Annotated in this window: 13 protein-coding genes; 9 read left to right on the plus strand and 4 right to left on the minus strand. The window is 45.1% G+C overall.

Annotation, left to right across the window (positions count from 1 at the left end):
- Window positions 1–26: 26 nt before the first annotated feature.
- The 7 genes from prpC to queC all read left to right on the plus strand — a co-directional run bounded on the left by prpC (window position 27) and on the right by queC (window position 8,442).
- Window positions 27–1,154: a bifunctional 2-methylcitrate synthase/citrate synthase gene (gene prpC / locus HC752_RS18210; protein WP_190336592.1), complete on the plus strand. Its 1,128-nt coding sequence runs from the start codon at window positions 27–29 to the stop codon at window positions 1,152–1,154.
- A 43-nt stretch (window positions 1,155–1,197) separates the two neighbouring features.
- Entirely contained in the window at window positions 1,198–2,649 is a 1,452-nt protein-coding gene (locus HC752_RS18215) for a bifunctional 2-methylcitrate dehydratase/aconitate hydratase (RefSeq protein WP_190336593.1), read from the plus strand.
- 50 nt (window positions 2,650–2,699) lie between these two features.
- Complete coding sequence (locus HC752_RS18220; protein ID WP_190336594.1) at window positions 2,700–4,586, plus strand: propionyl-CoA synthetase; 1,887 nt, start codon at window positions 2,700–2,702, stop codon at window positions 4,584–4,586.
- Window positions 4,587–4,892: 306 nt separating this feature from the next.
- Window positions 4,893–5,372, plus strand: coding sequence for a GNAT family N-acetyltransferase (locus HC752_RS18225; protein WP_190336595.1), 480 nt, complete (start codon window positions 4,893–4,895; stop codon window positions 5,370–5,372).
- Window positions 5,373–5,413: 41 nt separating this feature from the next.
- Window positions 5,414–6,883: an NUDIX domain-containing protein gene (locus tag HC752_RS18230; RefSeq protein WP_190336596.1), complete on the plus strand. Its 1,470-nt coding sequence runs from the start codon at window positions 5,414–5,416 to the stop codon at window positions 6,881–6,883.
- A gap of 197 nt (window positions 6,884–7,080) precedes the next feature.
- Complete coding sequence (gene queE / locus HC752_RS18235; RefSeq protein WP_190336612.1) at window positions 7,081–7,731, plus strand: 7-carboxy-7-deazaguanine synthase QueE; 651 nt, start codon at window positions 7,081–7,083, stop codon at window positions 7,729–7,731.
- A 9-nt stretch (window positions 7,732–7,740) separates the two neighbouring features.
- Window positions 7,741–8,442, plus strand: a complete 702-nt coding sequence (queC, locus tag HC752_RS18240; RefSeq protein ID WP_190336597.1) for a 7-cyano-7-deazaguanine synthase QueC — start codon at window positions 7,741–7,743, stop codon at window positions 8,440–8,442.
- Here the strand turns inward: queC and HC752_RS18245 are convergent.
- From HC752_RS18245 to HC752_RS18260, 4 genes are all read right to left on the minus strand, one after another.
- On the minus strand, window positions 8,396–10,366 hold the full coding sequence (locus HC752_RS18245) for a diguanylate cyclase (RefSeq protein WP_190336598.1): 1,971 nt from the start codon (window positions 10,364–10,366) through the stop codon (window positions 8,396–8,398). The two genes, queC and HC752_RS18245, sit on opposite strands and share 47 nt — an antisense overlap.
- A 256-nt stretch (window positions 10,367–10,622) precedes the next feature.
- Window positions 10,623–10,973, minus strand: coding sequence for a DUF2750 domain-containing protein (locus HC752_RS18250; RefSeq protein ID WP_190336599.1), 351 nt, complete (start codon window positions 10,971–10,973; stop codon window positions 10,623–10,625).
- A gap of 128 nt (window positions 10,974–11,101) precedes the next feature.
- Window positions 11,102–11,716 (minus strand): OmpA family protein, encoded by a 615-nt coding sequence (locus HC752_RS18255; protein ID WP_190336600.1) that lies wholly within the window; start codon window positions 11,714–11,716, stop codon window positions 11,102–11,104.
- 11 nt (window positions 11,717–11,727) lie between these two features.
- Entirely contained in the window at window positions 11,728–13,029 is a 1,302-nt protein-coding gene (locus HC752_RS18260; protein ID WP_446751450.1) for a TolC family outer membrane protein, read from the minus strand.
- Between the two features lie 414 nt (window positions 13,030–13,443).
- Between HC752_RS18260 and HC752_RS18265 the strand changes: the two genes are divergently transcribed.
- Both HC752_RS18265 and HC752_RS18270 read left to right on the plus strand, forming a co-directional pair.
- A complete protein-coding gene (locus tag HC752_RS18265; RefSeq protein ID WP_190336601.1) occupies window positions 13,444–23,571 on the plus strand; it encodes a VCBS domain-containing protein in 10,128 nt (3,375 codons plus the stop codon).
- A gap of 784 nt (window positions 23,572–24,355) precedes the next feature.
- On the plus strand, window positions 24,356–26,858 hold a 2,503-nt coding region (locus tag HC752_RS18270), incomplete at its 3' end, for an Ig-like domain-containing protein (protein ID WP_190336602.1).

Here is a 26,858-nt window from a genome sequence, read left to right on the forward strand (position 1 = left end):
AAAGGCAAAATGACAAGGAGTCTGTCATGACAGATAAACCACTGGGTGGGGCGGGACTGCGTGGGCAAAGCGCTGGTTCAACAGCACTGTGTACCGTAGGAAAGAGCGGAACAGGGCTGACCTATCGAGGATACGACATTACGGATTTGGCTAATCACGCTGAGTTTGAAGAGGTTGCTTATTTGTTACTACGAGGCAGGTTGCCAAACCAACAAGCACTCGATGAATACAAGTTGAATTTGAAGCGCTTAAGAGGCTTACCTGAACCACTAAAAAACGCTCTTGAATTATTGCCTGCAACTGCTCACCCAATGGATGTTATGCGAACCGGTTGTTCCGTTTTAGGCAATTTGGAAACAGAAGTATCCTTTGATGACCAACTCATGGCCACAGAGCGAATGCTAGCGTTGTTTCCTGCGGTCATTTGTTATTGGTATCGCTTCTCGCATGATGGGGTGCGGATTGATACAGAAGATCAGAGTGAAGACAGCATTGGGGGCTATTTCCTGAAAATGCTGTCGGACGCACCAGCTTCAGAACTGCATAAAAAGGTTATGCACTGTTCCTTGATTTTGTATGCGGAACATGAATTTAATGCGTCCACCTTTACCGCTCGGGTATGTGCCTCCACGCTCTCGGATATCCATTCATGCGTGACTGGCGCAATCGGGACATTACGGGGTCCTTTACACGGTGGTGCCAATGAAGCCGCCATGGCGATGATAGAAAATTGGCATACACCAGAACAAGCCGAGCAAGAAATTCTTGGCATGTTGGCGCGTAAAGAGAAGATCATGGGGTTTGGGCATGCGATCTATCGTGAAAGCGACCCACGCAATGCGCTGATTAAAGCGTGGTCGAAAACGTTGTCGGAATCCGTGGGTGACACCCAGCTTTATGCCGTGAGCGAGCGAGTCGAGTCCGTCATGAAACGCGAGAAAGGCTTGTTCTGCAACGCCGATTTCTTCCATGCCTCTGCGTATCATTTTATGGGTATCCCCACCAAGTTGTTTACCCCCATTTTTGTAATGAGCCGTTTGACTGGCTGGTGCGCCCATGTGTTCGAGCAACGAGAGAATAATCGAATCATTCGACCCAGTGCGGATTACACCGGACCAGAACATCAAGAGTGGTTGCCATTAGAGCAACGCTAAATGCAATTAACGAATGGTAATCAGAACAGTTAAGGAATAACGAATGTCACAAAATGTAGAAATCAATGAACGTCCAGCGCCTGATGAATTACTTGTCCAAATCGCCGAGTACGTCAGCAACACCGTTATTCAATCGGAAGAAGCATACAACACAGCTAGAAATTGCCTGATGGATACATTGGGGGGTGGCTTGCTCGCGCTCCGTTTCCCAGAGTGCACCAAGCATCTTGGTCCCATAGTGCCGGGCACAACGGTTAGACATGGCGCAAGGGTGCCAGGCACGAGCCATGAGCTCGACCCAATCACCGCCGCGTTTAATATTGGTTGTATGATCCGCTGGTTGGACTTTAATGACACGTGGTTGGCTGCGGAGTGGGGGCATCCGTCAGATAATTTGGGGGGCATTTTAGCCACCGCCGATTACTTAAGCCGAGTGGCCGTTGCTGAAGGGAAAGCGCCTCTCACTATGAAAGACGTTCTAACAGCAATGATCAAAGCGCATGAGATTCAAGGGGTGTTGGCACTCGAGAACTCCTATAACCGAGTTGGGCTGGATCACGTCTTGTTGGTGCGAGTGGCCTCGACTGCTGTGGTCACCAAAATGCTCGGAGGCAGCAAAGCGCAAATCATTGATGCGGTCTCACAGGCTTGGGTCGATGGTTGTGCATTAAGAACGTACCGACATGCGCCGAATGCCGGTTCACGAAAGTCATGGGCGGCAGGGGACGCGACGTCACGTGCGGTACGTCTTGCGATGATCACCATGAAAGGGGAAATGGGGTTGCCATCCGTGTTAACGGCGCCGAAGTGGGGGTACTACGATGTGCTTTTCAATAGTGAACACTTTAAGGTGAATCAGCCATTTGAAAGCTACGTGATGGAAAATGTCTTATTCAAAATTTCTTTCCCCGCAGAGTTTCACTCTCAAACCGCAGTGGAATGTGCGGTGGCTTTGCACTCTGAGGTGAAAGACAGAATCGATCAGGTCAGCAAAATTGAAGTAACGACTCATGAGTCTGCCATTCGCATTATCTCTAAATCCGGCAAGTTAGCGAACCCTGCAGACAGAGATCACTGCTTACAATACATGATTGCTGTGCCTTTGATTTACGGGGATTTGATTGCAGAACATTATGAAGATAGCTTCCATAATGGTGATCCTCGGATTGATGCGCTGCGAGAGAAAATGGTGATCATAGAGGATTCACGCTACAGCCGGGAGTATTTGGAATCCGACAAGCGTTCGATAGCCAATGCGATACAAGTCTTTTTTGAGGATGGCACATCCACGAATAAGATTGAAATTGAATACCCGATTGGTCATCGTCGTCGCCGTGAAGAAGGCATTCCGGTGCTGGAGCAAAAATTCCTTCGAAACCTGCAAACTCGCTTCACTGCAATGCGTTCTCAGCAACTCTTTGATTTGTGTGCAGATCAACAAGCTCTTGAAAGCACGCCTGTTCACGAGTTCATGAGCTTGTTTACCATTAATTAACGGAAAAGGGAGTCGTTATCGGCTCCCTTTTTATATCGGAGGAAGAACGGATGTCTACCTACGAAAAAGAATATCGGCTTTCCTGTAATGAATCGGAAGTGTTTTGGAACAAACAAGCCCAAAACTTGGATTGGTTTCAGTTTCCCGAAACGGTGTTAAGTAAAGATGAAAATGGCATAGACCGATGGTTCGCTGATGGCGTCTTAAATACCTGTTGGCTTGCTCTTGACTACCATATCGAACAAGGTAACGGAAACAAAACGGCATTGATTTACGATTCACCGGTTACGGGGGCAAAGCGCAGTTACTCTTACACGCAGCTTCAAAAAGAAGTGGCTAAAACGGCAGGTATGCTGGTGAAGCTAGGCGTTGAAAAAGGTGACCGAGTCGTTATCTACATGCCAATGATCCCTCAGGCTGCCATGGCCATGTTAGCGTGCGCCAGAATAGGGGCGATTCATTCTGTGGTATTTGGTGGTTTTGCGCCCAATGAGCTTGCTGTCCGGATAGAAGATGCGGAACCGAAAGTGGTTATGACGGCATCTTGTGGTATCGAAGTCGCCACAATACTGCCGTATAAACCCATTGTTGACCAAGCCATTATGGACAGCCGTTGGAAACCCTCTTCGGTTATCGTTTTTCAGCGTTCAGAGTGTGTGGCTTCGTTGAACCCATCGCGAGATATTGATTGGCAAGCGGCGCAGAGCTTGGCACCTATCGCTGACTGTGTCCCCGTAAATTCGACCGATCCTCTTTATATTCTTTATACCTCTGGAACAACAGGAAAACCCAAAGGCGTTGTGCGTGATAATGGTGGTCACGCTGTTGCGATGAAGTACTCCATGTCCTGTTTGTACAACCTTCCACAAAATGGTGTGTTTTGGGCGGCGTCAGATGTGGGGTGGGTCGTGGGGCATTCTTACATTGTGTATGCTCCACTTATCCATGGTTGCACAACCCTTCTTTTTGAAGGTAAACCGATCAAAACACCTGACCCAGGCGCGTTTTGGCGAGTCTGCGAAGAGTACAGTGTGAATGTGCTCTTTTCGGCGCCAACGGCTTTCCGAGCCATTAAGAAGGAAGACCCCGAGGGAACGCACATAAAAAAATACGACTTATCAAGTTTAAACAGCCTATTTATGGCCGGCGAAAGGTTGGATCCGCCCACTCAAGAATGGGTAGAAACATGCACTGGCAAACCTGTTATCGATCATTGGTGGCAAACCGAAACTGGGTGGGCGATTGCGGGGAACCCTCTAGGGCTGGAAAGGTTGCCTGTTAAACATGGCAGCGCCACAAAACCCATGCCGGGCTTTCAGGTCGCGATTCTTGATGAACGCGGTCATCCTAAGGCCTATGGGCAACAAGGCTATGTCGCCATAAAACGTCCACTCCCGCCAAGTTGTTTGCCAACGATATGGCGGAATCACGACCGATTTGAATCGGGTTATTTGTCTCAGTTTCCTGAGTATTACGTTTCAGGGGATGGGGGCTATTTGGATGAAGACGGTTACTTGTTCATTATGGGGCGAGTGGATGACGTGATTAACGTGGCGGGGCATCGTCTATCCACAGGAGAAATGGAAGAGATAGTCGGTGGGCATCCCGCCGTGGCGGAATGCGCAGTCGTTGGAATACACGACGATATTAAAGGCCAAACCCCGCTGGGTTTTGTGGTGCTTAAGGACGGTGTGTCGATAACCGATGGTAACCTTGAAGAGGAATTGGTTGGTAAGGTAAGGGAAGAGATAGGCGCCGTTGCTTGCTTCAAGCACGCTTTGGTCGTGGATCGTTTACCGAAAACGAGATCTGGAAAAATTCTTAGAAGAGTGATTCGCCAAATTGCCGATGGCGAACAATACACCGTGCCATCCACAATAGACGACCCCAACAGTTTGAATGAACTGGAAGATGTGCTTAATCAGAAAAATAGGTGATTTTCTTATAGTAGGTGATTTGCTTATAATAGGTGATCCGCTTATATCGTCGATTCGTTTATTAAGGTGATCGTTTATCAAGGTAATAGTTTATCAAGGTAAATAGTTTATCAACGCAATTGTGCCATCTCATGCTGGCTACTATTTGAGCGCATCCAACGGGTGCGCTTTTTGATCGTAATGAATACAGCTTACTTTTGGTGACTGTTCGATAGGCTGCTGGAGAATGATGAATTTTGTAGAGCCTAGTAACTGAAAGTGACTTAGGTATATACTTAGCGCATAAGCTTTTATTCCCATAGACTTATGAGCCTCATTAAGATTCGTGCTGCCCAAGCCACCGACTTGGAAGTACTCAATGATTTTATGTATGAACTTCACGACTTTCATCATAACGTCACCCCAGAGTTGTTTAAAACGGCCGAAGACGTCGAGCAAGAAAAAAGCATTGCTCGCTATCTCGATAATCCTGAATGTTTTGTTTATGTCGCAGTGCATCCAGAACGAGGGGCGGTTGGGTTTATTTCGGGTCATTTCTGTGAATTACAATCCTCCATCATGAAACCTGTACAAATGGGCAGCATCGACGAAATATACGTTCAGCCGGAATTTCGTCAACACGGCATTGCTACGTTATTGTTCTTGCGTCTGGAGCGTTCTTTTCAAGACTGTGGGGTGAAACAAATGTTTGTAGAAGTGTGGCAGTTCAATGAAGCGGCCTTAAACTTTTATCACAACTTAGGATTAGAGCATCATATCCATTGGATGCGAAAACCACTCAACTAGGGTCTGATCTAATCGATTCTTAATTTTAGGGATTATACATCGTGACATTTCGTCGTCTGTTTTCATGTTTTATTTTTCTAGTACTGACTTCTTTTACCCACTTATCCGCATTTGCGAATGTGTCTGCTAGCACGGAGCCTCCTCAACAATACAACGGTGCGCTATGTTTAATTGCCACCCATGACGGGCGCATTGTTATGGTACGCGAAGCCATCACAGGGCAACTTTCCATCCCTGGTGGGTCTATCGAAGAAGGGGAGGAGCCAGCGAAAGCAGCAGAAAGAGAAGCTTGGGAAGAATCGGGTTTAGTGGTGACTGCCCTTGGAAAGTTAGGCGTATTAGGTAATGCAGCTTTATACGATTGCGTTTCCGATTCTCCCATTATTGCCTTTAACCAGACTGACGAAGCGGGTCACCACATCGTCCCTGCATGGTTTGCCCCTCATTACGGCATTGAAACCAAACAGGTGGTGCTTGCGAACATCGATGAAGTGAATAAGGCGACGTATCGATACCCTTCTCAAATCGAGGCTCTGCAATACTATTCTGAAAAATCAACCAGACAAAAAGTGTCGTATATCGAGGATATCGTCGAAGCGGCACCTCCAATGCATCAAGCTGAAATTAAATACATCAAAGCGCTCCAAGATGGCGTACAAAGTGCACCGCCAGCGTTAGTTCCGTATATTCACGCCTTTTTATCTGTCGGTGATCTGCTTGCAAGCCCTTGGATGCTGATTGTATTCATTCCAACAGCATTTATGGTGTTCGGACGTTACTTTGGGGCGGAGTTGCTCTTCGCTGTGGTCAGTGTGGCCATTTTGGCTTTGGTTGCGCAAGTAGGCGTTGGTTTTGTGCGCCCTCACGCCTTTATGCCCGAACTGATGCTTGGTGATACGTTTGGGTTTGGAATGCCGAGCATGACGAGCGCACTTATGGTGACGGTATTAGGTCTATTTTACTTACACGCCACTCGTGAATACCCAATCGAAAAAGTACGACAATACTTGCCTTCCATTGCCACTATTGTGCTGTTCCATGGCTTATCTAGTGTTTACCTTGGTGCCCAATACTTCTCGGATGTTGTGGTTGGTATAGCATTGGGTGCCATGGTTGTTTGGCACTTTAATCGGTTGGATAAAAAAAAGGATGTCCATACTGGGAAAATACTAAGCAGCGCATCTGTGTGGTGGGTAGCGGTGGTGATTATTGCGGGGTTAGCGACCTTGTGGCCAAGACCCGACTTTGCTAACTGGTTCGCCACTTCCATTGCGATCGCAGCTGTCTTTACTTTCTTAAAACCGAAGGTGGAATCTCATCATCGTAGCGCCAAACACATAGTGGGCGTGGTTGCTTTGCTAGTGGTAACCAATTTACTTTTTGGAGTCGTTCAAGGGATTTTAAATTACAGTTCCACCCTAGCGTTAGCTTTAGAAGCGCTTAGGTATCCCATTCTTGTATTGATATTTGCAATCACTCAACTTCGAGCCAGCAAGAATCAAACAATGTAAGGTATTCATTGCATTAAGATAGGATCTATCTAGGTCCTATTTCTTGCTCACTTTACAAAGACTGGTATGTTCTACAGAAGTGCGTATAATCCGGCAGTTTGCTGTTCGCTAGACCGTATTTACTAGGCAGTAAACCCGATTAAGATTCCAGATTAAGAAGTGTTGACGTTTTGAGTAGCCAGTACAAAATCAACGAAATGTTTGAAACCATCCAAGGTGAGGGTACGTTCACAGGTGTGCCTTCGGTGTTTGTTCGTTTGCAAGAATGCCCCGTTGGCTGCGCTTGGTGCGATACAAAGCAGACGTGGGAAGCCGAAGAAAAAGATCAAGCCCCTATTGGCGACATCATGGTGAAAACGGAAGATTCCCCTACATGGTGTTTTGTGTCTGCGCAGCAAATTGTTGAGCAATACAAGTTGCATGGCTTTAATGCAAAGCACATCGTGATTACTGGCGGGGAACCATGCGTGTACGATTTGGTGAACTTAACGGAAGCTTTCGAGAGTATGGGTTGCCAATGCCAAATTGAAACCAGTGGTACGTTTGAAGTGAAAGCGACAGAATCCACTTGGGTGACGGTTTCACCTAAAATAGCGATGAAAGGGAAGCTGCCTGTTCTTAAATCTGCTTTGGAACGAGCCAACGAGATAAAGCACCCAGTAGGCACTCAAAAAGACATCGACCAGCTAGATGAACTGATCGCTAGCGCCAACGTGTCGGAAAACACGACGATAGCGCTTCAACCTATCAGCCAGAAGCCAAGAGCAACAAAACTGTGTATTGATACTTGTATCGAGCGAAATTGGCGCCTCTCCGTTCAAACCCATAAATATTTAAACATTGCTTGAGGACGTAATATGAAAAAAGCCGTTGTCGTTTTTAGTGGTGGTCAAGACTCCACGACTTGTCTTGTTCAAGCGATAGAAGAATTTGATGAAGTACACGCCATTACTTTTGATTATGGTCAGCGCCATAAGCTTGAAATTGAAGTAGCGGAAAAACTAGCAAGTGACTTAAATATTGCGGCGCATAAGGTGATGGACGTGAGTTTGCTTAACGAGCTAGCCATCAGTTCGTTAACTCGCGATGACATTCCCGTTTCGCACGAACTGCAAGATAATGGGTTACCTAATTCGTTTGTGCCTGGCAGAAATATCCTCTTTCTTACCTTGGCTGGTATTTACGCCTATCAAATTGGTGCCGACACCATTATTACAGGCGTGTGTGAAACGGACTTTTCTGGTTATCCTGATTGCCGTGATGAGTTTGTGAAAGCGATGAACCAAGCACTGGTTTCAGGCATGGATAAAGCGCTGAACATCAAAACACCATTGATGTGGCTAAATAAGGCGGAGACATGGGCAATGGCCGATCAGTACAAAGCGCTCGATTTGGTGCGCCAGAACACACTGACTTGCTACAACGGAGTGGTTGGCGATGGTTGTGGAGATTGCCCTTCCTGCGATCTGCGATCTACGGGGCTCAATGAATATTTAGCCAATCGAGAGTCCGTCATGCAATCATTGGTTTCGAAGCAGGGCGAGGAACGTTGTCAATAGGGTCTGTATACGCGTCGACAATACAGTTTCTGCCATTTGATTTGGCTTGATATAACGCTTGATCAAGTATCGAATACAAAACATCAAAGTCACTGAGTTTTTCTGCTGTTGCAAGATAAGAAAAGCTTGCGGTTAAATTCAGTGATTGATGGTCTTCTGATATAAAATGACTCATTTCTATTGTTTCTCGCATTTTTTCTACGCGGTGCCAGATTTGTTCTTCCGACACGTTGTTAAGTAATACTAAAAACTCTTCCCCCCCAATTCTTCCCATGCAGTCTCTTTCTCCAAGCTGTTCCGTAATCGTATGAGCAACGTGCTTTAGTGCGATATCTCCTGTTGGGTGACCATAGCTATCGTTGATGTTTTTAAAGTTATCTAAATCAAAAAGAACCAGAACGTGCTTGTGACTATTTGACGAGGATTGGGGATGCTTGCGGATTTTATCCAGAATCGTTAAGCGATTAAACGTTTGTGTAAGAGAGTCTTTTTCAGCAGTTTGTCTTGTTCTTTTATTTGCATATAAAATACCGCCAATGATGAAAAATAGGACAACCATAAACATCCTATTCATCATATCGCGTTGGGTTAGGTTATCGAGTTGGTGCTTTTGTTCGGTATTTTTTAAAATCAACTTCGAATTTTGAAGCTCTTCTTCTAATTTGCTTTTACTCAAATCTAAGGCTTCAAACGCATTCTGATTCTCGATATCGCGCTTATTTATTTCGAGTGAATGATATTGTTTATAATGTTCTAACGCTTTTTCGTAATCGCCTGTCTGTTCATATAGTTGCGACAGCAAAGAATTTGCCGAGGCTTCAAACAGTGGCAGCTCATCGTTTTGGGCAATCTCTACGGCGGTTTTTGCGTATTCAATCGCGACGTTATAGACCTGCCTAGCGAGGTACTCCTCACTGAGGCTCAATGCAACTTTTATCTTCATCTCGCGGTTGTTTTGTTCTGCGGCCATATCCATGGCTTTATGAAGGTAAGCATTGCTCAAATCGTGGTGAGCTAATTTTGTATTGAGTTTTCCTAAGCTTATATAGGAAAGAGCGATACCGTATTGGTGATCGAGCGCCTTCAATATGTCCAACGATTTTTGAAAAAACAGCTGTGACTTATCAAGCTTACCTGTTGTGAGATAAAAATTACCGAGGTTATGCAGTATTTGAGCTTTCGCTAGCGGTAAAGTGTTTGGTTCGCTTCTCAATTCAAGAGACTTTAGAAGGTAAGTTTCCGCTTCGTCGTATCTTCCGATATCAACAAGAAGATTACCTATGTCGTTGTAATTCCCTGAATTATCGTGATAAGACTTGGAACTTGAAATGATTTCGAAGTACATATCTAAAGCGGTTTTGTAGTCTCCAAGGTATGAGTAGTTATTCGCGAGTAAGCGATAAGCGTCCCTTAGCGGGATGAATGGATCGGCCATTTGTTCTAAGTGGCTGACAACGGATGCGCAATAAAACTTCGCGCTGTGGTGTTCACCCATTCGACTAAGGAGCAAGCACAGTTGATATTCAATCAATGTACGACTTTGGTAATCGTGAGTGACTTTTGTTTGATTGATTAAATTCTTAAGCTTTGCGTAGGCAGCTTGATTGTTACCAACCGCTTCATCGTTTAAGGCTTCGATTAACGTATGTTGAAACTTATCAAAACTGGTTGGAACATCAGGTAATTGGCTGTAATAAGGCTGTTTACGAATAGAATAGAATCGGAAAATCTGAGTAGAGATATAGAGTTTTTCAGCGTTGTCAGGGAGGATGATATGACGCTCTTGAAGCATCATTAATGCCGCATGTTCATTCGTCTTTAATTGATTTGCGTACAGCTCGTTCCAGCTCTCGCGCTCAAACGCAGAAGCAGTAAACGCAATAAATGCGGCGATAAAACTAGCGAGTAGATAACTCTTTCTCACTTATGCTCCCGAGAGAATATTAAATAGGGAGGCTATTGTACGTGTGCGAACATATGAAAATAGTACAAATGTCACCTTTTGAAACAGAAAATGAGATTCGTGCAAAAGAAAAACTGAATTAGTGAAGTGAGCCGAAATAATAGGAACTTACTTTAGAAAATACTATTTCAATCATGGGGGTTATGAGTTTGTTATATAAAAAAGCCTAGGAATAAACCGTTTATTCCTAGGTCTCAGTTTTGCGTAGGGAATAACTTTAGAGATACAGTTTAGCGAGATCGGAAGGCTCCATTTCTTTCCCTTCCAACGCAGCATTCCAATTGGTTCCAATTAGCACGCCATCTTCGGCTAGCGTGATCAGCCAGTCTTCAACAAAAATATCTAATGGGATCTCTAATACTTCAAAATCGGCCCACTCTTCAACATTGTGTTGTTCTGCATCTCCACGAGAAGACCAGAATGGCATGACTTCGCTGTTTTCAAACTCTGTTGAATCGCAAGCTAGCCAACCCTCTTCATTTCGTAAGCCCCAAACCAGCTTGGTCTGCTTTGTTTCTTCAACGAATAAGTTTAAGTTAGATTCGATGTCTGAAGTTAGTTTTGTCATCGGGGTATCCAATAAGGTTAATAAATTCGCCGAAAGGGTAGCACTTTCCATGTATTTTGACACGATAAAGATGGAAAAATAAAAAAGCCAGACTCTTGAGAATCTGGCTTCTATTCGTATAGGGGGCGTTATTTCTTCTTAGTCGTAAAGATGTTCCATTCGTTGATGACGGAACCTTTATAACCCACTACCGTGGCGATGACACGACGATTTAACGCATGGCTTACTTGACCTTCACCTAAATCAGCCAAAACCGAGTCACCAAACCCAACCGTTTTAATCCGAGTATGGCTTACACCGTAACTTATTAAGGACTCTCTGACCGCACTGGCACGTCTTTTCGACAAGTCCAAGTTATGTTCGGCGTTACCCGTTTTACTCGCAAAACCTTGAAGCTCTATTGAGGTTTCTGGGTACGCATCTAGGAATTCAGCCATGGTTCTAATTTGCGTTATGAATGCAGGTGTAATGACATCAGAATCATTTGCAAATAACACCTTAAGCTGCTTTTTTTCTTTTGCCTCTATGTATGTCTCACATCCATCGTTATCGACTTGGGAGCCACGAGGAGTGCCTGTACATAAGTCACGAGCATTAACCACGCCATCATAATCGTCGTCACTGAGATCGGCGATTTGTTCGGATTTAGGCATCTCGATGTAGTCGTATTCTTCGTTCTGATCAGCATGGGCTTGCCAAGGCAACACAAGCAGAGCGGAATACGCTATTGCTAGAAACTTCATTAACTTCAACCTTAATATTCTACAGATTCTTTCCACTCATCTGGAATGTCAACCAAAAGAGAGTCAAGCAATACGCCAGAAGCATTCATTACACGATATTTCGCTAGCTGCTCGGCATAATGAGCATCAACGTATGCTTTACGGGCTTCAAATAATTCATTTTCGGTATTCAATAAATCAAGAAGAGTGCGCTTGCCGATTCGATATTGTTTTTCATAAGCAATAACGGTTTCAGCAGCGGAATCTACGTGATCAGCTAAAAATTCTTTTTGCTGTAACGTCAGATCCAGTGCACTCCAAGAAAGTTGCAAGCTTTCTTTGACAGTACGGTAGGCTCTGTCTCTAAGATCTTTCGCTTTATTCAACTGGTAAGCAGCACGTTCCGAATTTGCCGCATCGGAACCACCATTGTATAAGTTGTATCGCATGCGAAGCATTGCATTAGCTTCATCTGCTTGACCACGTACACCGCCAGCATCCTCACGCCAAATACCTGAAGCTTCAAATGAAAACGTTGGGTAGTTTACACCCTTAGATTGATCGTATTGAAAGCGTGCAGCATCGACATCCGCAATGGCAATGTTTACTACAGGATGACTCTGATAAGCGGTATTTAAAGCATCTTCAAATGTAAGAGGTATCGATGTTTCGTCAGCACGAGGGAAAATCAAACCTTGTGGTGTTTGACCAACTAAGCGTGTGAATTGAGTGTGAGCATCAAAGATATTATTTTGTGCTGCAAGCAAATTGCCGTGGGCTTTTGCAAGACGAGCCTCTACTTGAGATACATCCGCAACGGAACCAATTCCAGACTCTGCTCTGCGTTTTATATCCCGGTATATTTTCTTATGAACTGCTAAATTGCTTTCTGATAACGCCAATATTTCTTCAGACTTGACCGCTTCGAGGTAAATCTGAGCGACCTCAAGCGCTTTATCCTGTGCGTTAGCAAGAAGTTGTAGCCTCATTGATTCAGCTTCAGCGGCTGTTCTATCAATGTTGTTTAGTGTGGATGAACCGTCCCAAATAAGTTGAGTGAATGTTAGTGTCGCTTCCTTTCTAGTTAAATCTGTTGTTTCACTGTTTTCAGGAGCGGGGTTTACATGCTCGAATCCGATACCCGCGTCCAAATCCAATTTGGGAAGGTACGCACCAGAAGCGGCTTCGTTATCTTTGCGATAACTCATGTAGTCACTAAATGCACTCTTAATTTCTGGGTTGGTGGCGAGCGTAATGGCCACGGCTTGCTCTAAAGTTTGAGCAAAAACGCTTGTGGCGAGCGAGCCAGCAAGTAAGCAGCCTATGGCACCTATATAACGTCCTTTCACTTTACCTCTCCAGTTAAGTTATTTCTTTATCCGTATGTATTTTATCGCAATTATAATCTCATTTATGAGATGCATGCAAAATACATTGCAAAATACAAATAAACTCTTGAGCTATATACTGCGACATTTTTCGTTCATAAGCTATTGAATGTTTTCGAAGACAATAGGCTAAATAGTGTGATTCTCACTTTTGGAACTGATAAGTATTAATAAATACATATACTTATTAAGGGTTAAATAATATCGGTTGAGATAGACAGAGTCCAATAATAAATATCGATTCTATAAGCTTTCTAATAAATTATAGTCGCTTATTTATCTCAACGCTTATCAGTTCATTTGAAATCACGTGATTTAGACTAAATACGTGAAGGTTTGCTTACCTGGGAGTCGAAAAATATGGCCGCTTTTTCTCCTTTATTTTCTGCGGGCTTGTCCGCATTGGGTAAAGCTATAGTAATAGACGCACAAGGTGATTTGAAAATTGTCCTTGAAGATTATGCCCTCTTACCTGGAGAAGTGTTTGTCGCTATAGACGACGAGGTCGTTCTTGCTGAGCTCCCTGCGAAAGAAGGTGAGCCGGAGCTTCTAACGGATATCGACCAAATATTGGCGACAATTGAGACAGGTCAGGATCCTACTCTACTTGTGGATTTTGCTACGGCTGCTGGGGTAGAAACACCTTCACAAGAAAAAATGTTAATCATCGATATTGCGGGTAACATCAAAATTGTTCCCGTCGGTACAGTATTACTTGCAGGGGAAATTGTTCTGCAAGATGAAAGTGGCTTGTTATTATTTTCTGAAAGTGATCTCCCAACCACTTCTATTGTCGGTGATAATGGGGAGTTAATTGCTCTTGATACCGACCCTGAAATTGGTCAAATCTTTGCTGCTTTAGAGGAAGGGAATGACCCCACCCTCATTGAAGAACTGGCTCCTGCTGCCGGTACTGCTGCTGCTGGATCGTCCATTGGCTTATCTGCTGAAGTTCAACGAACGGGCGTGCAGGTTTTAGCATCTACATCTTTCGATACGTCTGGGCTACAGAGCCAAGGTGTGTCTGAAACACAAAGCCTTTCACTGCTGAACCTTTTACAAATCGCCGCAATTAATCTGCTGCCTTCTGCTCAAAACTTTGATGCCGCATTGGATGAGGATACTTCCATTACGGGGCAGGTGTTAGCGACGGATGCCGACCTTCCTGTTGGCGCGAGTCTGACTTATTCAACAACATCAACGGCTGTTGGTTTAACGTTCAACTCCGATGGCAGTTATACGTTTGATGCGTCGAGTTATGATTCATTGTCTGAAGGTGAAGAACAGGTTATCACTATACCTTACACCGCGACAGATAACCTAGGTGGTTCAGGGTCTGGTGTACTAACAATAACGATAACGGGCACTAATGATGCACCTGTCGCTCAGGCAGACTCTTTTTCCGTGAATGACAATGAAACTTTTTCAGGACAAATGGATGCGACAGACATCGATTTGCCATCAGGTAGTGTTCTGACATTTAGTACTACAGATGTGGTGGAAGGGCTTACCTTTAACGATGATGGCAGCTACACATTCGATGCCAGTAGCTATGATTATCTTCAAGAGGGGCAATCTCTCGAAATTCCGGTGACAGTGACCGTTACTGATGAAGCGGGAGGGACAGACACTACAGTTCTCACCATTACCGTGGTGGGGACTAATGATGCTTCCATTGTCTCCGCTGATACCCGAACGCTTACTGAAAACGACAGCGTCCTCAACGCTTCAGGTACTCTAACCAGTACGGATATTGATGGTCCAGATAATCGTTTTTCTGCCAATACCATTACTAACGATTTTGGTACATTTGAGATCGATGCGGATGGAAACTGGACCTTCTCATCTAATGGCGCATTTGATCATCTCCGAGTAGGGGAAGAAGCCAGTTTCACTTACCCAGTCACCACCGCCGATGGCACAACCAGTTCGGTTGAAATCACCATCCAAGGCACGAACGACTTACCCGTTGTGGAAGAACGCTTAGGGGGGTGGACTCGTGAAGATAATACAACGCGTATCGTTAAAAATCTTGTGGTGCAAGATTTAGACAACGACAATCACACGTTTACCGTCGTTGGCGGAACCGCTCCCGAAGACAGCGTTGGTACGTTCAAAATCAATGCAGAAGGGGTGTGGACGTTTGAACTGATCCCAGGCAAAGCGGATTACCTGAAAGAAGGTCAGAAGCTGTTTGAAACCTACCTAGTCAAAGTCACGGACGAAGACGGCGGCGAAACGACGGTAGAAGTCTTAATTGGCATTGTCGGCACCAACGATGCTTCGGTTGTGTCGTCAGACTCGGTTACGCTGGTTGAAAACGACAGCATCCTCAACACTTCAGGTACTCTAACCAGTACGGATGTAGATGGTCCGGATAACAGTTTTGTTGCCAATACCATTACCAACGCGTTGGGTACTTTTGTTATCGATGTCAATGGTAATTGGAACTTTACTGCCAGCAGCACATTTGACCATTTAAGAGTGGGTGAAAGCGAAAGCTTTACCTACCCAGTCACCACCGCCGATGGCACAACCAGTTCGGTTGAAATCACCATCCAAGGTACGAACGACTTACCCGTTGTGGAAGAACGTTTAGGGGGGTGGACTCGTGAAGATAATACAACGCGTATCGTTAAAAATCTTGTGGTGCAAGATTTAGACAACGACAATCACACGTTTACCGTCGTTGGCGGAACCGCTCCCGAAGACAGCGTTGGTACGTTCAAAATCAATGCAGAAGGGGTGTGGACGTTTGAACTGATCCCAGGCAAAGCGGATTACCTGAAAGAAGGTCAGAAGCTGTTTGAAACCTACCTAGTCAAAGTCACGGACGAAGATGGCGGCGAAACGACGGTAGAAGTCTTAATTGGCATTGTCGGTACCAACGATGCACCAGTGATCGATTCGACGATAAATGTAACGGGTTCAGTCATAGAAGATACGGCTGGTAATGACCTTGCGACAGGGCAATTGGTTGTGATAGACCCCGATAACGATACGTCACCTAATACAGATTTAACGTGGTCGGACATCAGCACGAATCCTTCTCAATACGGTAGTTTTACGGTGGATTCAGGTACGGGAAAATGGACGTACCAAATCAATAACTCGCTTACTGCGGTTCAAGCGTTAGCAAAAGACCAAACCGTTACTGAAACCTTTACTGTTCAAGTGAGTGATGGCAATGCAACCGATACTCAAGAGGTGACTGTTACGATAACAGGGACAAATGATGTGCCTATTGTCACGGGAGGTCAGTTTTCCGACACCGTCACCGAAGACAGCACCAAAACGACGGCTTCTGGTGCCATCAGTTTTACCGATGTTGATGTCAATGACGAACATACTTGGACAATCAACGGCGGTGGAGCAGGGACCTATGGCAACCTCACCATCGACAACGACGGGAATTGGCGGTATGTATTGGATGCGGCAAAATCCAATAGCCTATATGAAAACCAGCGAGAGACGGAAACGTTTACCGTAACCCTAAGTGACGGTAACGGTGGCAAGGTTGAAAAAGACATTGAGATCTTCGTTATAGGCAGCAACGACTTACCGGTTGTCACCGGTGGAACATCTGGCGACGTTGAAGAAGACAATACGTCACTTCAGAAGGCGACAGGTACAATCGCGATCCAAGATCCAGATGTGCCTGATAGTACGGAATTCAAGCTACAGGGTAGCGGTACTCAAACCTACGGTACATTTAGCCTTAATGAAGCGACAGGCGAATGGGAATTCGATATAAATAATGCGGCGGCGCAAGCTTTGGCAGAAGGTCAGGAAGTCACGCATACGTTCACTGTTGAAATCACCGATGACTATAACGGAGTGATTACTCAAGATATTGTCATTACGATAACGGGAGATAACGATCAACCGTTTATCTCGGGTACACAGTCTGGACAAGTAAAAGAAGACAACACGTTAACCGTAAATGGTTCCATGGACGTGGCAGACGCCGATGTGGATGATACTCATGGATGGACGGTGAGCAATGATGGCGTTGGTAAATACGGTTCCATCTCTATCGACGCAAACGGAGATTGGACCTACGTCCTGAACAACCAAAGTAATACAGTCCAGCGCCTACCTGAAGGGCAAAAAGAACAGGAAACCTTTACGGTCACGGTGAGCGATGGAAAAGGCGGTATCGATACCAAAGAAATCACCATTGAAGTCACGGGTACAAACGATATTCCACGCATGACGGGCAGCAGAATCGGCACGGTGACTGAAGACGGAACATTGTCCGTATCCAGGAGATTAAAACCAGGTGATGTCGATCAAAACGAGACACATACCTGGGAAGTCACTCGGTCCCACCCAAACAGTTTAGGCACATTCAGTATTAATGCCTTTGGATGGTGGAGGTTTACACTCGACAATGACAAAGCCGATTATCTCGATATCGGAGACGTCGTTCGTGAGGAATATTGGGTTAAAGTGACCGATAGCGAAGGGGCGTCAACCACTAAAAAAGTAGTGGTTACGATTAAAGGCAGCAATGATGCTCCGACTCTCGATGGTGACCTAACTGGCACCGTTACAGAAGACATTCAGAGCCTGACATCGGGTACATTACTCGATGGCGACCCAGACGCGGATGATACTCACACCTTTGCCGTCTTGAATCCCAAAGGGCGATTCGGTGAATTAACCATGAGTTCTGATGGCAATTGGAGTTATGCACTTACAAATTCGAATAGTCAAGTTCAAGCGCTCGCGGTAGGTGAGACGTTGACGGATACCTATCGGGTGACGGTCACCGACAGTCACGGAGCGAAAACAGAAAAGAATCTGGTGATTACGGTTCAAGGCAGCAATGATGATCCTACGATAACAGGTAAAATCTCGGGTACGGTGATCGAAGCGGTTGCCAGTCAGCAAGAAACTGAGGGACAGCTTACCGCGCTTGATACCGACACGACAGATACACATTCTTGGAAAGTAGTGGCTTCAGCGGGTACATTCGGAACGTTCGAGATTGATGAAAATACTGGGAAGTGGACGTATCAACTGGATTCAACGAAAGAGGCAACGATTCAGCTAGACGCAGGGGAAGTTGCGCAAGATACGTTTATTGTAGAAGTGGATGACGGTAACTTAGGAAAAACCACACAAGAAATCACCATCAATGTCGTAGGGACCAATACCGATCCAAGCATCGTTGGCGATGATACTGGCAGTATAAAAGAACTGGCAGGCACTGGTACGCCGTCTACGCCGAATACCACAACTGGCACTTTGGATTCTGGCGATCCAGATAGAAGTGATACGCATACTTGGATGGTTGTCGATCCGTCTGGTCACTATGGCTCGCTTTCTATCGACAGTAACGGTAAATGGACGTTTACTCTTAATGATTCATCCAAGGACGTTAACCAATTGGATGAAGGCGACACCGCTACCGACACGTTCACAGTGCGAGTAACCGACAGCTTTGGACAGCAAAGTGAATCTCAAGTAGAGATAACCATTACGGGAACCAATGATGCACCGACATTGTCAGGAAGCCAGCTGTCTAAAACGTTAACCGAAGATGTCGCAACGGCTGTATCCGGTCAGCTTAAATCGGGAGATCCCGATAAAGACGACGGTGCTGAGTTTGGCATATCTGGTCCACCGACAGCTGGGGAAGGCACATACGGAAATCTCGTGGTCAACTCTGCAACGGGTCAGTGGAGCTATACCCTAAACGATGCGAATTCGACAGCCATTCAACAGCTCTCACCGACCACAAGTTTGACGGAGACGTTTACGGTTTTTGTCGAAGATGATGCGGGAGAAAAAGTAGAGAAAACCCTGACCATTACAATTGCTGGAACCAATGATGAGCCAGACATTGTTGGAGATATTTCTGCGACGTATACCGAAGATAGTGGAACAGGTACAAGTGTCTCATTGAGCGGAAAGCTTGATATTCAGGAAATCGATATTGATGTTTCTGATGGTACAGACACGGATTCTGTAGATACCGCAAAGTTTGTCGCCTCTACGTTTGCAGGAAATTTAGGTAAGCTTACTGTAGATGAAAGCGGCAATTGGGAATACTTGATCAATAATGATTCCCATCAAATTCAAGGTTTGCGTCAAGGCGACACTTATACAGAAACATTCACGATTCTTGCGGAAGATGAATTTGGTGCGATTGTGAGTAAAGATCTTACAATAACCGTTAAAGGAACCAATGATTTACCCGTTGTGACAGGAGACGATGATGGCACTGTGACGGTAACGAAATCCGAATCTACCCAAGGCATGGTCGTTGCGACAGATGCTGATTCTCTTGATGATGTCAAGGAATGGACGGTGGTAGACAGCGATGGAAGTTATGGGACTCTAACTATCGATTCCGCGACAGGTAAATGGCTGTATACCATCGATGCAGAAAAAACGATGCCTGCGCCAAGCAGTACCGTAAATGACGTATTCCATGTTCAAGCGAAAGATCTAGACGGTGGTGTATCAGCAGCTTTCCCAATTGTTATTAAAGTGCAAGGCTCTAATTTCCCTTCTGTTGGAGATGGTGGCTCGCCAAACAATGATCAGCCGGATATTGCTGGTGATATTTCTGGTTCTGTGACCGAAGACTCTCTCACCTCAGAATCTGGTCAGTTAATAGCGAACGATCCTGATGTCGGGGACTTACATACTTGGAGCTTAATCAATAGTGAGGGCACTGTCGCACCGGATAATAAGCTTGAAGGTACCTATGGTACGTTGGAACTCAATCCAGTAACTGGGAAGTGGCACTATATTTTAAACAACAGTGATCCACTGGTTCAGGCTTTGGAGCCTGGGCAAGTTGAGCAAGAAACATTTACTGTAAAAGTGACGGATTCCTCCGGAGAAACCAACGACTCAGATACTCAAACGATAACGATTAATGTCGTGGGCAGTGCTGATCACGTTGAGGTGACAAGCCCCATTATTGATACCGCGCAACTGGTTGAAGATACAACAGAAACCGATTCTGGAACACTCACCATACCGGAAGGGCTCGGTGCAAGCACATGGCACTTGCCAACAGGTGAAGGCGAATACGGCACATTAACACTCGATTCATCAGGAAACTGGAGCTACAACCTCAACAGTGCTCATTCCGCTGTTAATCAGTTAAAGGCAGGGGCAACGATCACTGAGAGCTTTAACGTGGTTGTCGTTGATGAATACGGAAAAACCACCGTTGATGCCAGTGGTAACCCAATCAAACTCCAAATTGAAATTGATATCACGGGCACTAATGATTCACCAAGTATTACTGGTGAACTCACCAGTAATATTGCGAACACGGATAATGACGGCAAAGTGGCTGGAACGCTCAATTCTGGCGACCCTGACGTGGATGATGTACATGAGTGGCGATTGCCTAATGAAACGGCAACGAACGAAGAGCAGGGCACTTACGGAAAACTGGTTCTTAACTCCGTTACTGGGAGTTACGAGTATCAGTTAGATCAAAGTAACACTACGGTTCAAAACTTAGGTCAAACAGACACGCTCTCAGAAACTTTTGATGTCGTTGTTCGAGATGCGCTTGGGCTTGAGTCATCAGAAACCATCACAATTACCATTACAGGCTCCAATGATGCGCCTGTGATTTCTGGTGATGTATCGGGTACTGCGGTAGAAAACAGCAGTACACCCGCTTCAGGAAAATTGGATGCGAATGAAGCCAATTCCGATGATTCTGCTTCCTTTATCGCTAAGGAAGGAAGTAGTGCTCTTAAAGGGACGTACGGAACGTTCGAAATTGATGCTAATGGCAATTGGACTTACAACCTATACAACGGTCAGCCTCATGTCGAGAAACTGTCACCGGATTCTTCGGTATCGGAAGTCTTTGTGGTTATTGCAGTAGACAGCTTTGGCGTTACCACTCGAGAAACCGTGACTGTGACCATTACGGGGACGAATGATGGCCCTGTTATTTCTGGAGACGCAACAGGTGTTGTTGCAGAAACCGCCGTTACGACAGCGTCTGGAAGTTTGGTCACAGCAGATGTTGATGAAGCAGATACTGCGAGTTACAGTGTCACCACTGCGGCATCATATGGAACAATGACGGTTAACCCTACGACAGGAGCATGGGAGTATGTTGTCGACAGTAGCAACACAACGGTAAACAGCTTGAGCAAAGGATCATCCATTGTTGATACTGCGATTGTGACGGTTACCGACAAATTCAGCGGTACAGACACCATCACCATTAATATCACCATCAATGGTGAAAATGATGCCCCGGTTATTGTGGGTAATCTCTCATCAGATACGGACGCAATAGCACAGGAAGAATCTGCGACTACCATTACTGGTCAACTCAATTCCGGTGATCCAGATGTTTTGGATACTCCAGATTCCCATCTCTGGGAAGTGCTGAATGACAATTCGCCATATGGGAGTATGTCTGTCGATCAGAGTGGGGAATGGACATTTAATTTAGATAACAGCCATTCTGATATTCAAGAGTTAGGTACAGGCGAAGAAATCGTCATTGCTTATCAAATTAAAGTGTCCGATCAACACAACGAGAGCGACACACAGACGGTTTCTATTACCGTTAAGGGAACCAACGATACACCCATCGTGAGTGGACCATTGACAGGCAGCATATCCGAAGACGGAAATTCAAGCACGACAGGTGACCTGAATGTAAGCGATGTCGATGTGAACGACACACACACTTGGAGTGTGAATGGCAGTGATACGGGTACGTATGGTTCCATTGCCGTTGATGCTAATGGTGTATGGACGTACACGTTAGCGAACGATTCGGATGCAGTGCAAAATTTAGCGGCTGGACAGACAGAACAAGATACCTTCCAGATCAGTGTATTTGACGGTACCGAAACGGTAACGAAGACAGTCACAATAGATGTTGAAGGAAGTAATGATGCACCATCGATTACTGGTGATGTATCAGGTGGGATTTCCCAAGGTTCAGCCTCAAGTATTACAGGGGATTTGAACGTATCGGACAAAGATTTATCGGATACGCACTCTTGGTTGATAGTAGGCAGCTCGGTTGGTCAATACGGTGAGATAACACTTAATGCATCGTCAGGTGAGTGGGAATACACCGTTAATAATGCATTGCTGGGCAGTGATGCATTAGGAGAAGGTGAGACGGAGACAGAACTCTTTACTGTGCAAGTCTCTGACGGAAATGGTGGCTCAAGGAACCAAAACGTCAGTATTACCGTATCTGGTAGAAACGATGCACCAATAATTACAGCTGTAAATGTTGCGGGGACCACAACACTTGGGTTTGCAGCATCAGCAGCCGGAAGCCTTACGGCATCAGATCCTGATTTAAACAACGATTCACTGCTTTGGTCTGTTTCAGATCCTAACGGAACGTATGGGAACCTCAGTATCAATCAATCTGGGATGTGGTCTTACGTTATTGACGAAACCAAACCCAATGCATCTGACCTAATAAGTGGTGCGACTAAAACAGAAACGTTCACCATAGAAGTTGAAGATTCACACGGAGGCATTTCGACTGAAACCGTCACCGTGACGGTTAATGGTGCATTGTTCAATGGCTTGGTTACGTCAGGCAATGATATCCTCATCGCAACGGACGACGATGAAGTGATTTTTGGTGATCCAAAAGGGAGCGGTGCAGTTTCTCAAGACGCTTTTATATGGCAACCTGGTTCATTGGGTTCGCCAGCGGGGCATGACATAGTTAGAGAGTTTGACGCAAACAATGATCAGCTGGATATCAGCGCAATTGTTCAAGCAGATAACTTGCTAGGTATTTCCGCGTTAGCATCCGACATTGCTCTCTCAGAGGATTCAGGCAGTAGCATACTTACTATAAGCGACGCGAGTGGTGTGATTCAAACTATTGAAATCGAAGATGTAGGATTGAGTGAATTCCTGAATCACGCATCTCCAAACAGCTTATCCCCTGAAGAGAAAATAGAGCGTTTGCTAGACAACGGTAGTTTGGTCGTAAGTGACAATATCGGTGACAGTGCAGCGAATACCATCGATGGTGGGATGATATTGTCTGATAGCCTATTTGGCCTTGCTGGAAATGATATTCTCGACGGTGATGGCGGTTCGGATATTCTTGCGGGCGGCAGCGGGAACGATATTTTAACTGGTGGCAGCGGGAGCGACTTGTTTGTCTGGTACAAAGGAGAAACAGACAGTAATTCAAGTCATGACCAAATCACTGATTTTACGTTATCCACCGACGTCAGCATCGGCGATAAGATGGACTTAAGGGACATCTTGCCTGATTCGGTAGATGGCAGTGATCTTTCTGAACTGCTGGGTCATATCTCTGCATCTGTCTCTAGTGATAGCTCAACTCTAGAGCTTGTTGTAACGCCTGAAGTCGGTATGACGCAGGCGATAGATGTTGTCATCGGCAATGCTAGTGACTATGGTTTATCACTCACTTCGACCTCAAGTGAAATAGTGAATGAACTTATGAACCAAAATGCTTTTAGATGGGATTAATGTAAACTTCCCTATTTTCAAAGGGCTGGAATTTTCCAGCCCTTTTTTATTTCTGCTAATTCAACAATTTAATTCACTAGTTTGTATAAGGCTATTCTATGTCGACTATTTTTAACGATTACTAGTACTTTTACTGATGCGCATTAATAAAATTTGGTGGTATTTCGTTTCCCCAAAAAGAATGCTCGGTGATTAAAGTGAACGCGTAACCAGCATAGGGCTGATCGGAAGATACCAATTGGCTTAGTGATGAGTCATCTTTTTGATTCGTGGCAAGAAGGGGAGCCCAGTTATAAGAAATAGGATGATATGAAGTTGTGATACCCAATTACAATTAGATCTTAAGTAACAATGAAGAAATTGAATCACATATAAGATTTTTGTATTAAAAATAAGAAAAGTTGATAAATAATTACTTATTCAGTCGTGTGAAAATCGAGTGAGAAATGGCTTATTAAAGATAAACTTGCCCATAAAGCTCTTTTCGAGTTTTTACTTTAAGGATTAATTTTTAATGAAAATAAACTTTTCTTCGTGAATTTGGTTGTTTTATCATTAATTTAGTTCCAACTTTCTAAAAGCGGTTGGAATTGTAATATAAAGGTTATCAACTTTGAGAGCTAGCTCATAAAGTACGCAGGGATTGTAAAGAGATATTGATTCAGGCAATGGGTTTTGTGGAGTTAGTTCCATATAGATGATAAATTCTTAGATTAACTAATGAAAATCTAATGCGTCGTTCACTCTGGCTCGTAATGACGCAACGAATAATTTTGGGGTTAGCATGGATTCTATTCAATCTCTTTTGTCATCAGCGATCGCGGGTATCAGTCAATTAATTGTTATCGATCAAGAAGGCAACATTCGAGTTGTTCCAAAAGGAACGCCTTTACTTCCAGGCGAAGTGGTTTTTGCATCAGACGATGTTCAAGAACAAGCTTCTCCAAAGATCAATATTGTTGATAACGATCAGAACTTGAATGAGTTGGAGCTTGATGAAGATATCCAAGATATTTTTGCTGCATTAGAAGGGGGCGATGACCCTACCCAGTTTGGGGATGAATTTGCGCCAGCCGCAGGTAACGCAGCATTAGGATCGAGCTTAACCACTTCAGGTGAAATTGAGCGTGTTGGTGCTCAATCCATTGCTGAAACTTCCTTTAATACAGGCAGCCTAGAGAGCCAAGGGTTGTCTCGAACTCAAAGCCTAACTTTATTAGAATCCTACCGAATTTTACTGACTACAGAGCCGAGCCTAGAAGTCGCCCCTATTTTATCTATCCCAGAAGCGGTTAACTCAGTTAATGCCGAAGAGGCGCAAGATGGTGTCGATGTTCTGGTCACTGTTCCTTCTGGCACAACAACGGAAGATACTATTTTCCTCGAAGTATCAAAACCTACGGGTGACTCAGTCTTTATAGAAGTTTCTGTGCCCGATGATTGGGATGGCTTCTCTCCAATCGTTGTGACCATCCCAGCAACGGATATGACTACAGACGGTGATTACACAGTGACCTCTGAAGTTGTTAAGCCAAATGGTGATTCAACGTCAACCAGTTCTCCAGTAACTTTTGAGCTGGACACGACGCCACCTTCTACTCCTATTGTCACCATTGAAGATGATCTCAACGACGACGGTTTGTTAACGGATGCTGAGCTTGAAGGAAAAGTCACTGTTACGGTTAGTATCCCATCAGATGCGGAAGCTGGTGATGTGCTTTCAGTGACAGGGCAACCTGACATCATCATTACGCAAGAGATGATCGATAACGGCTCAATTTCTTTTGAGTACGATCGTCCAGAAGACGGTGACTCACTAAATATTACGGCGACGGTGATCGATCAAGCGGGCAACACCTCAGTAGAAGGCCGTGACAGCATTGTTACCGAAGACAACACACCAACAGGTGCGCCCGTTGTCCAAATATTGGACGATGCGAATAATGATGGAATCCTAACCTCTGATGAAAACGATGGAACAATAGACGTCAGAATTACGCTTCCGGAAGGCGTCAAAGTTGGCGATACACTAAAAATCACTGGGCAACCCGATTTTATCATCAACCAAGAACAAATCGATGTTGGGTTCATTACCGTCTCATACCCAGTTCCTGGAGAAAATGAAACACTTACTGTCAATGCCACTGTGACGGATGCATCAGGTAATGTTTCAGCGCAAGGAGTGGACTCCGTCACTGGCGAGAATATCAATGATAACCCAGTCGTTGCTGACGAAAATGGGAATCCTCTTGGCGATACTTTGAGTGTGTCAACAAATGAAGATACACAAGTTGGTGGAAAACTCACGGCTTCAGATGCAGATGGAGACACACTAACTTTTGCAAAAGGCACGGAGCCCTCTAATGGTACATTAACCGTTGACGTCGACGGTAATTGGTCTTACACACCTAATGAAAATTTCAATGGCACGGACAGCTTTACCGTAATAGTGAGTGACGGTAATGGAGGAACAGATTCAATTACCGTTAATGTAGGCGTAAATGCGGTGAATGATGATGTGGGTGCCGTAACAGATTCAGATAACAGCGATAATACCGTTGCAGAAAATGCAAGCATTGGTACTGAAGTCAACATCACTGGACACGCAGTAGACCCTGATGGTCAAAATGTTACCTATTCACTCAGCAATGATTCAGATGGCCTGTTTACTATTAATCCTGAAACAGGTGTAGTCACCGTTAACGGTGCATTAGATTATGAAACTTCTGATTCACATACCATAGAAATTACGGCCACCTCTGAAGATGGCAGTCAAACCAGCCAAACTTTCACTATCAATGTCAGCGACATCGATGATACTGCCCCTGAAGCACCAGGCGTGACCATCACAGAAGATGTGAACGACGACGGTCTGCTCAGTGCGGCAGAGCTGGATGGTCAAGTGAACGTGACCATAACTCTCACCGGTACGAATGCGGTTGAAGGCGATACCTTAGCGGTGAACGGCACGGTTATCGTCCTGACACAAGCTCATATCAATGCAGGCGAAGTCTTGACGAGTGTCGAAGTACCAGCAGAAGGTGCAACGTTGACAGTCGAAGCGACCATCACTGATGCGGCGGGCAACACCTCAGCGAAAGGTACAGACAGTGTAACACTGGATACCGTCGCGACGGCAGGCACCGTCACGGTGGCGAACATCACCGCCGATGACGTGATCAACCAAGCCGAAAGCGGCGAGACCATCGCGGTGAGCGGTACGGCGACAGGTGGCGATATCGCAGAAGGCGATAAAGTGACCCTGACCATCAATGGTAAGGCTTACG

Origin of the sequence: Vibrio sp. S9_S30 (assembly GCF_014694455.1) — a bacterium.
GTDB lineage: Bacteria > Pseudomonadota > Gammaproteobacteria > Enterobacterales > Vibrionaceae > Vibrio.

Excerpts from the sequence above, each read along its gene's own strand:
- HC752_RS18225 (WP_190336595.1), top strand. The coding sequence starts at position 4,893 with ATGAGCCTCATTAAGATTCGTGCTGCCCAAGCCACCGACTTGGAAGTA.
- HC752_RS18220 (WP_190336594.1), top strand. The coding sequence starts at position 2,700 with ATGTCTACCTACGAAAAAGAATATCGGCTTTCCTGTAATGAATCGGAA.
- queC (WP_190336597.1), top strand. The coding sequence starts at position 7,741 with ATGAAAAAAGCCGTTGTCGTTTTTAGTGGTGGTCAAGACTCCACGACT.
- queE (WP_190336612.1), top strand. The coding sequence starts at position 7,081 with ATGTTTGAAACCATCCAAGGTGAGGGTACGTTCACAGGTGTGCCTTCG.
- HC752_RS18255 (WP_190336600.1), bottom strand. The coding sequence starts at position 11,716 with ATGAAGTTTCTAGCAATAGCGTATTCCGCTCTGCTTGTGTTGCCTTGG.
- HC752_RS18215 (WP_190336593.1), top strand. The coding sequence starts at position 1,198 with ATGTCACAAAATGTAGAAATCAATGAACGTCCAGCGCCTGATGAATTA.
- prpC (WP_190336592.1), top strand. The coding sequence starts at position 27 with ATGACAGATAAACCACTGGGTGGGGCGGGACTGCGTGGGCAAAGCGCT.
- HC752_RS18265 (WP_190336601.1), top strand. The coding sequence starts at position 13,444 with ATGGCCGCTTTTTCTCCTTTATTTTCTGCGGGCTTGTCCGCATTGGGT.
- HC752_RS18250 (WP_190336599.1), bottom strand. The coding sequence starts at position 10,973 with ATGACAAAACTAACTTCAGACATCGAATCTAACTTAAACTTATTCGTT.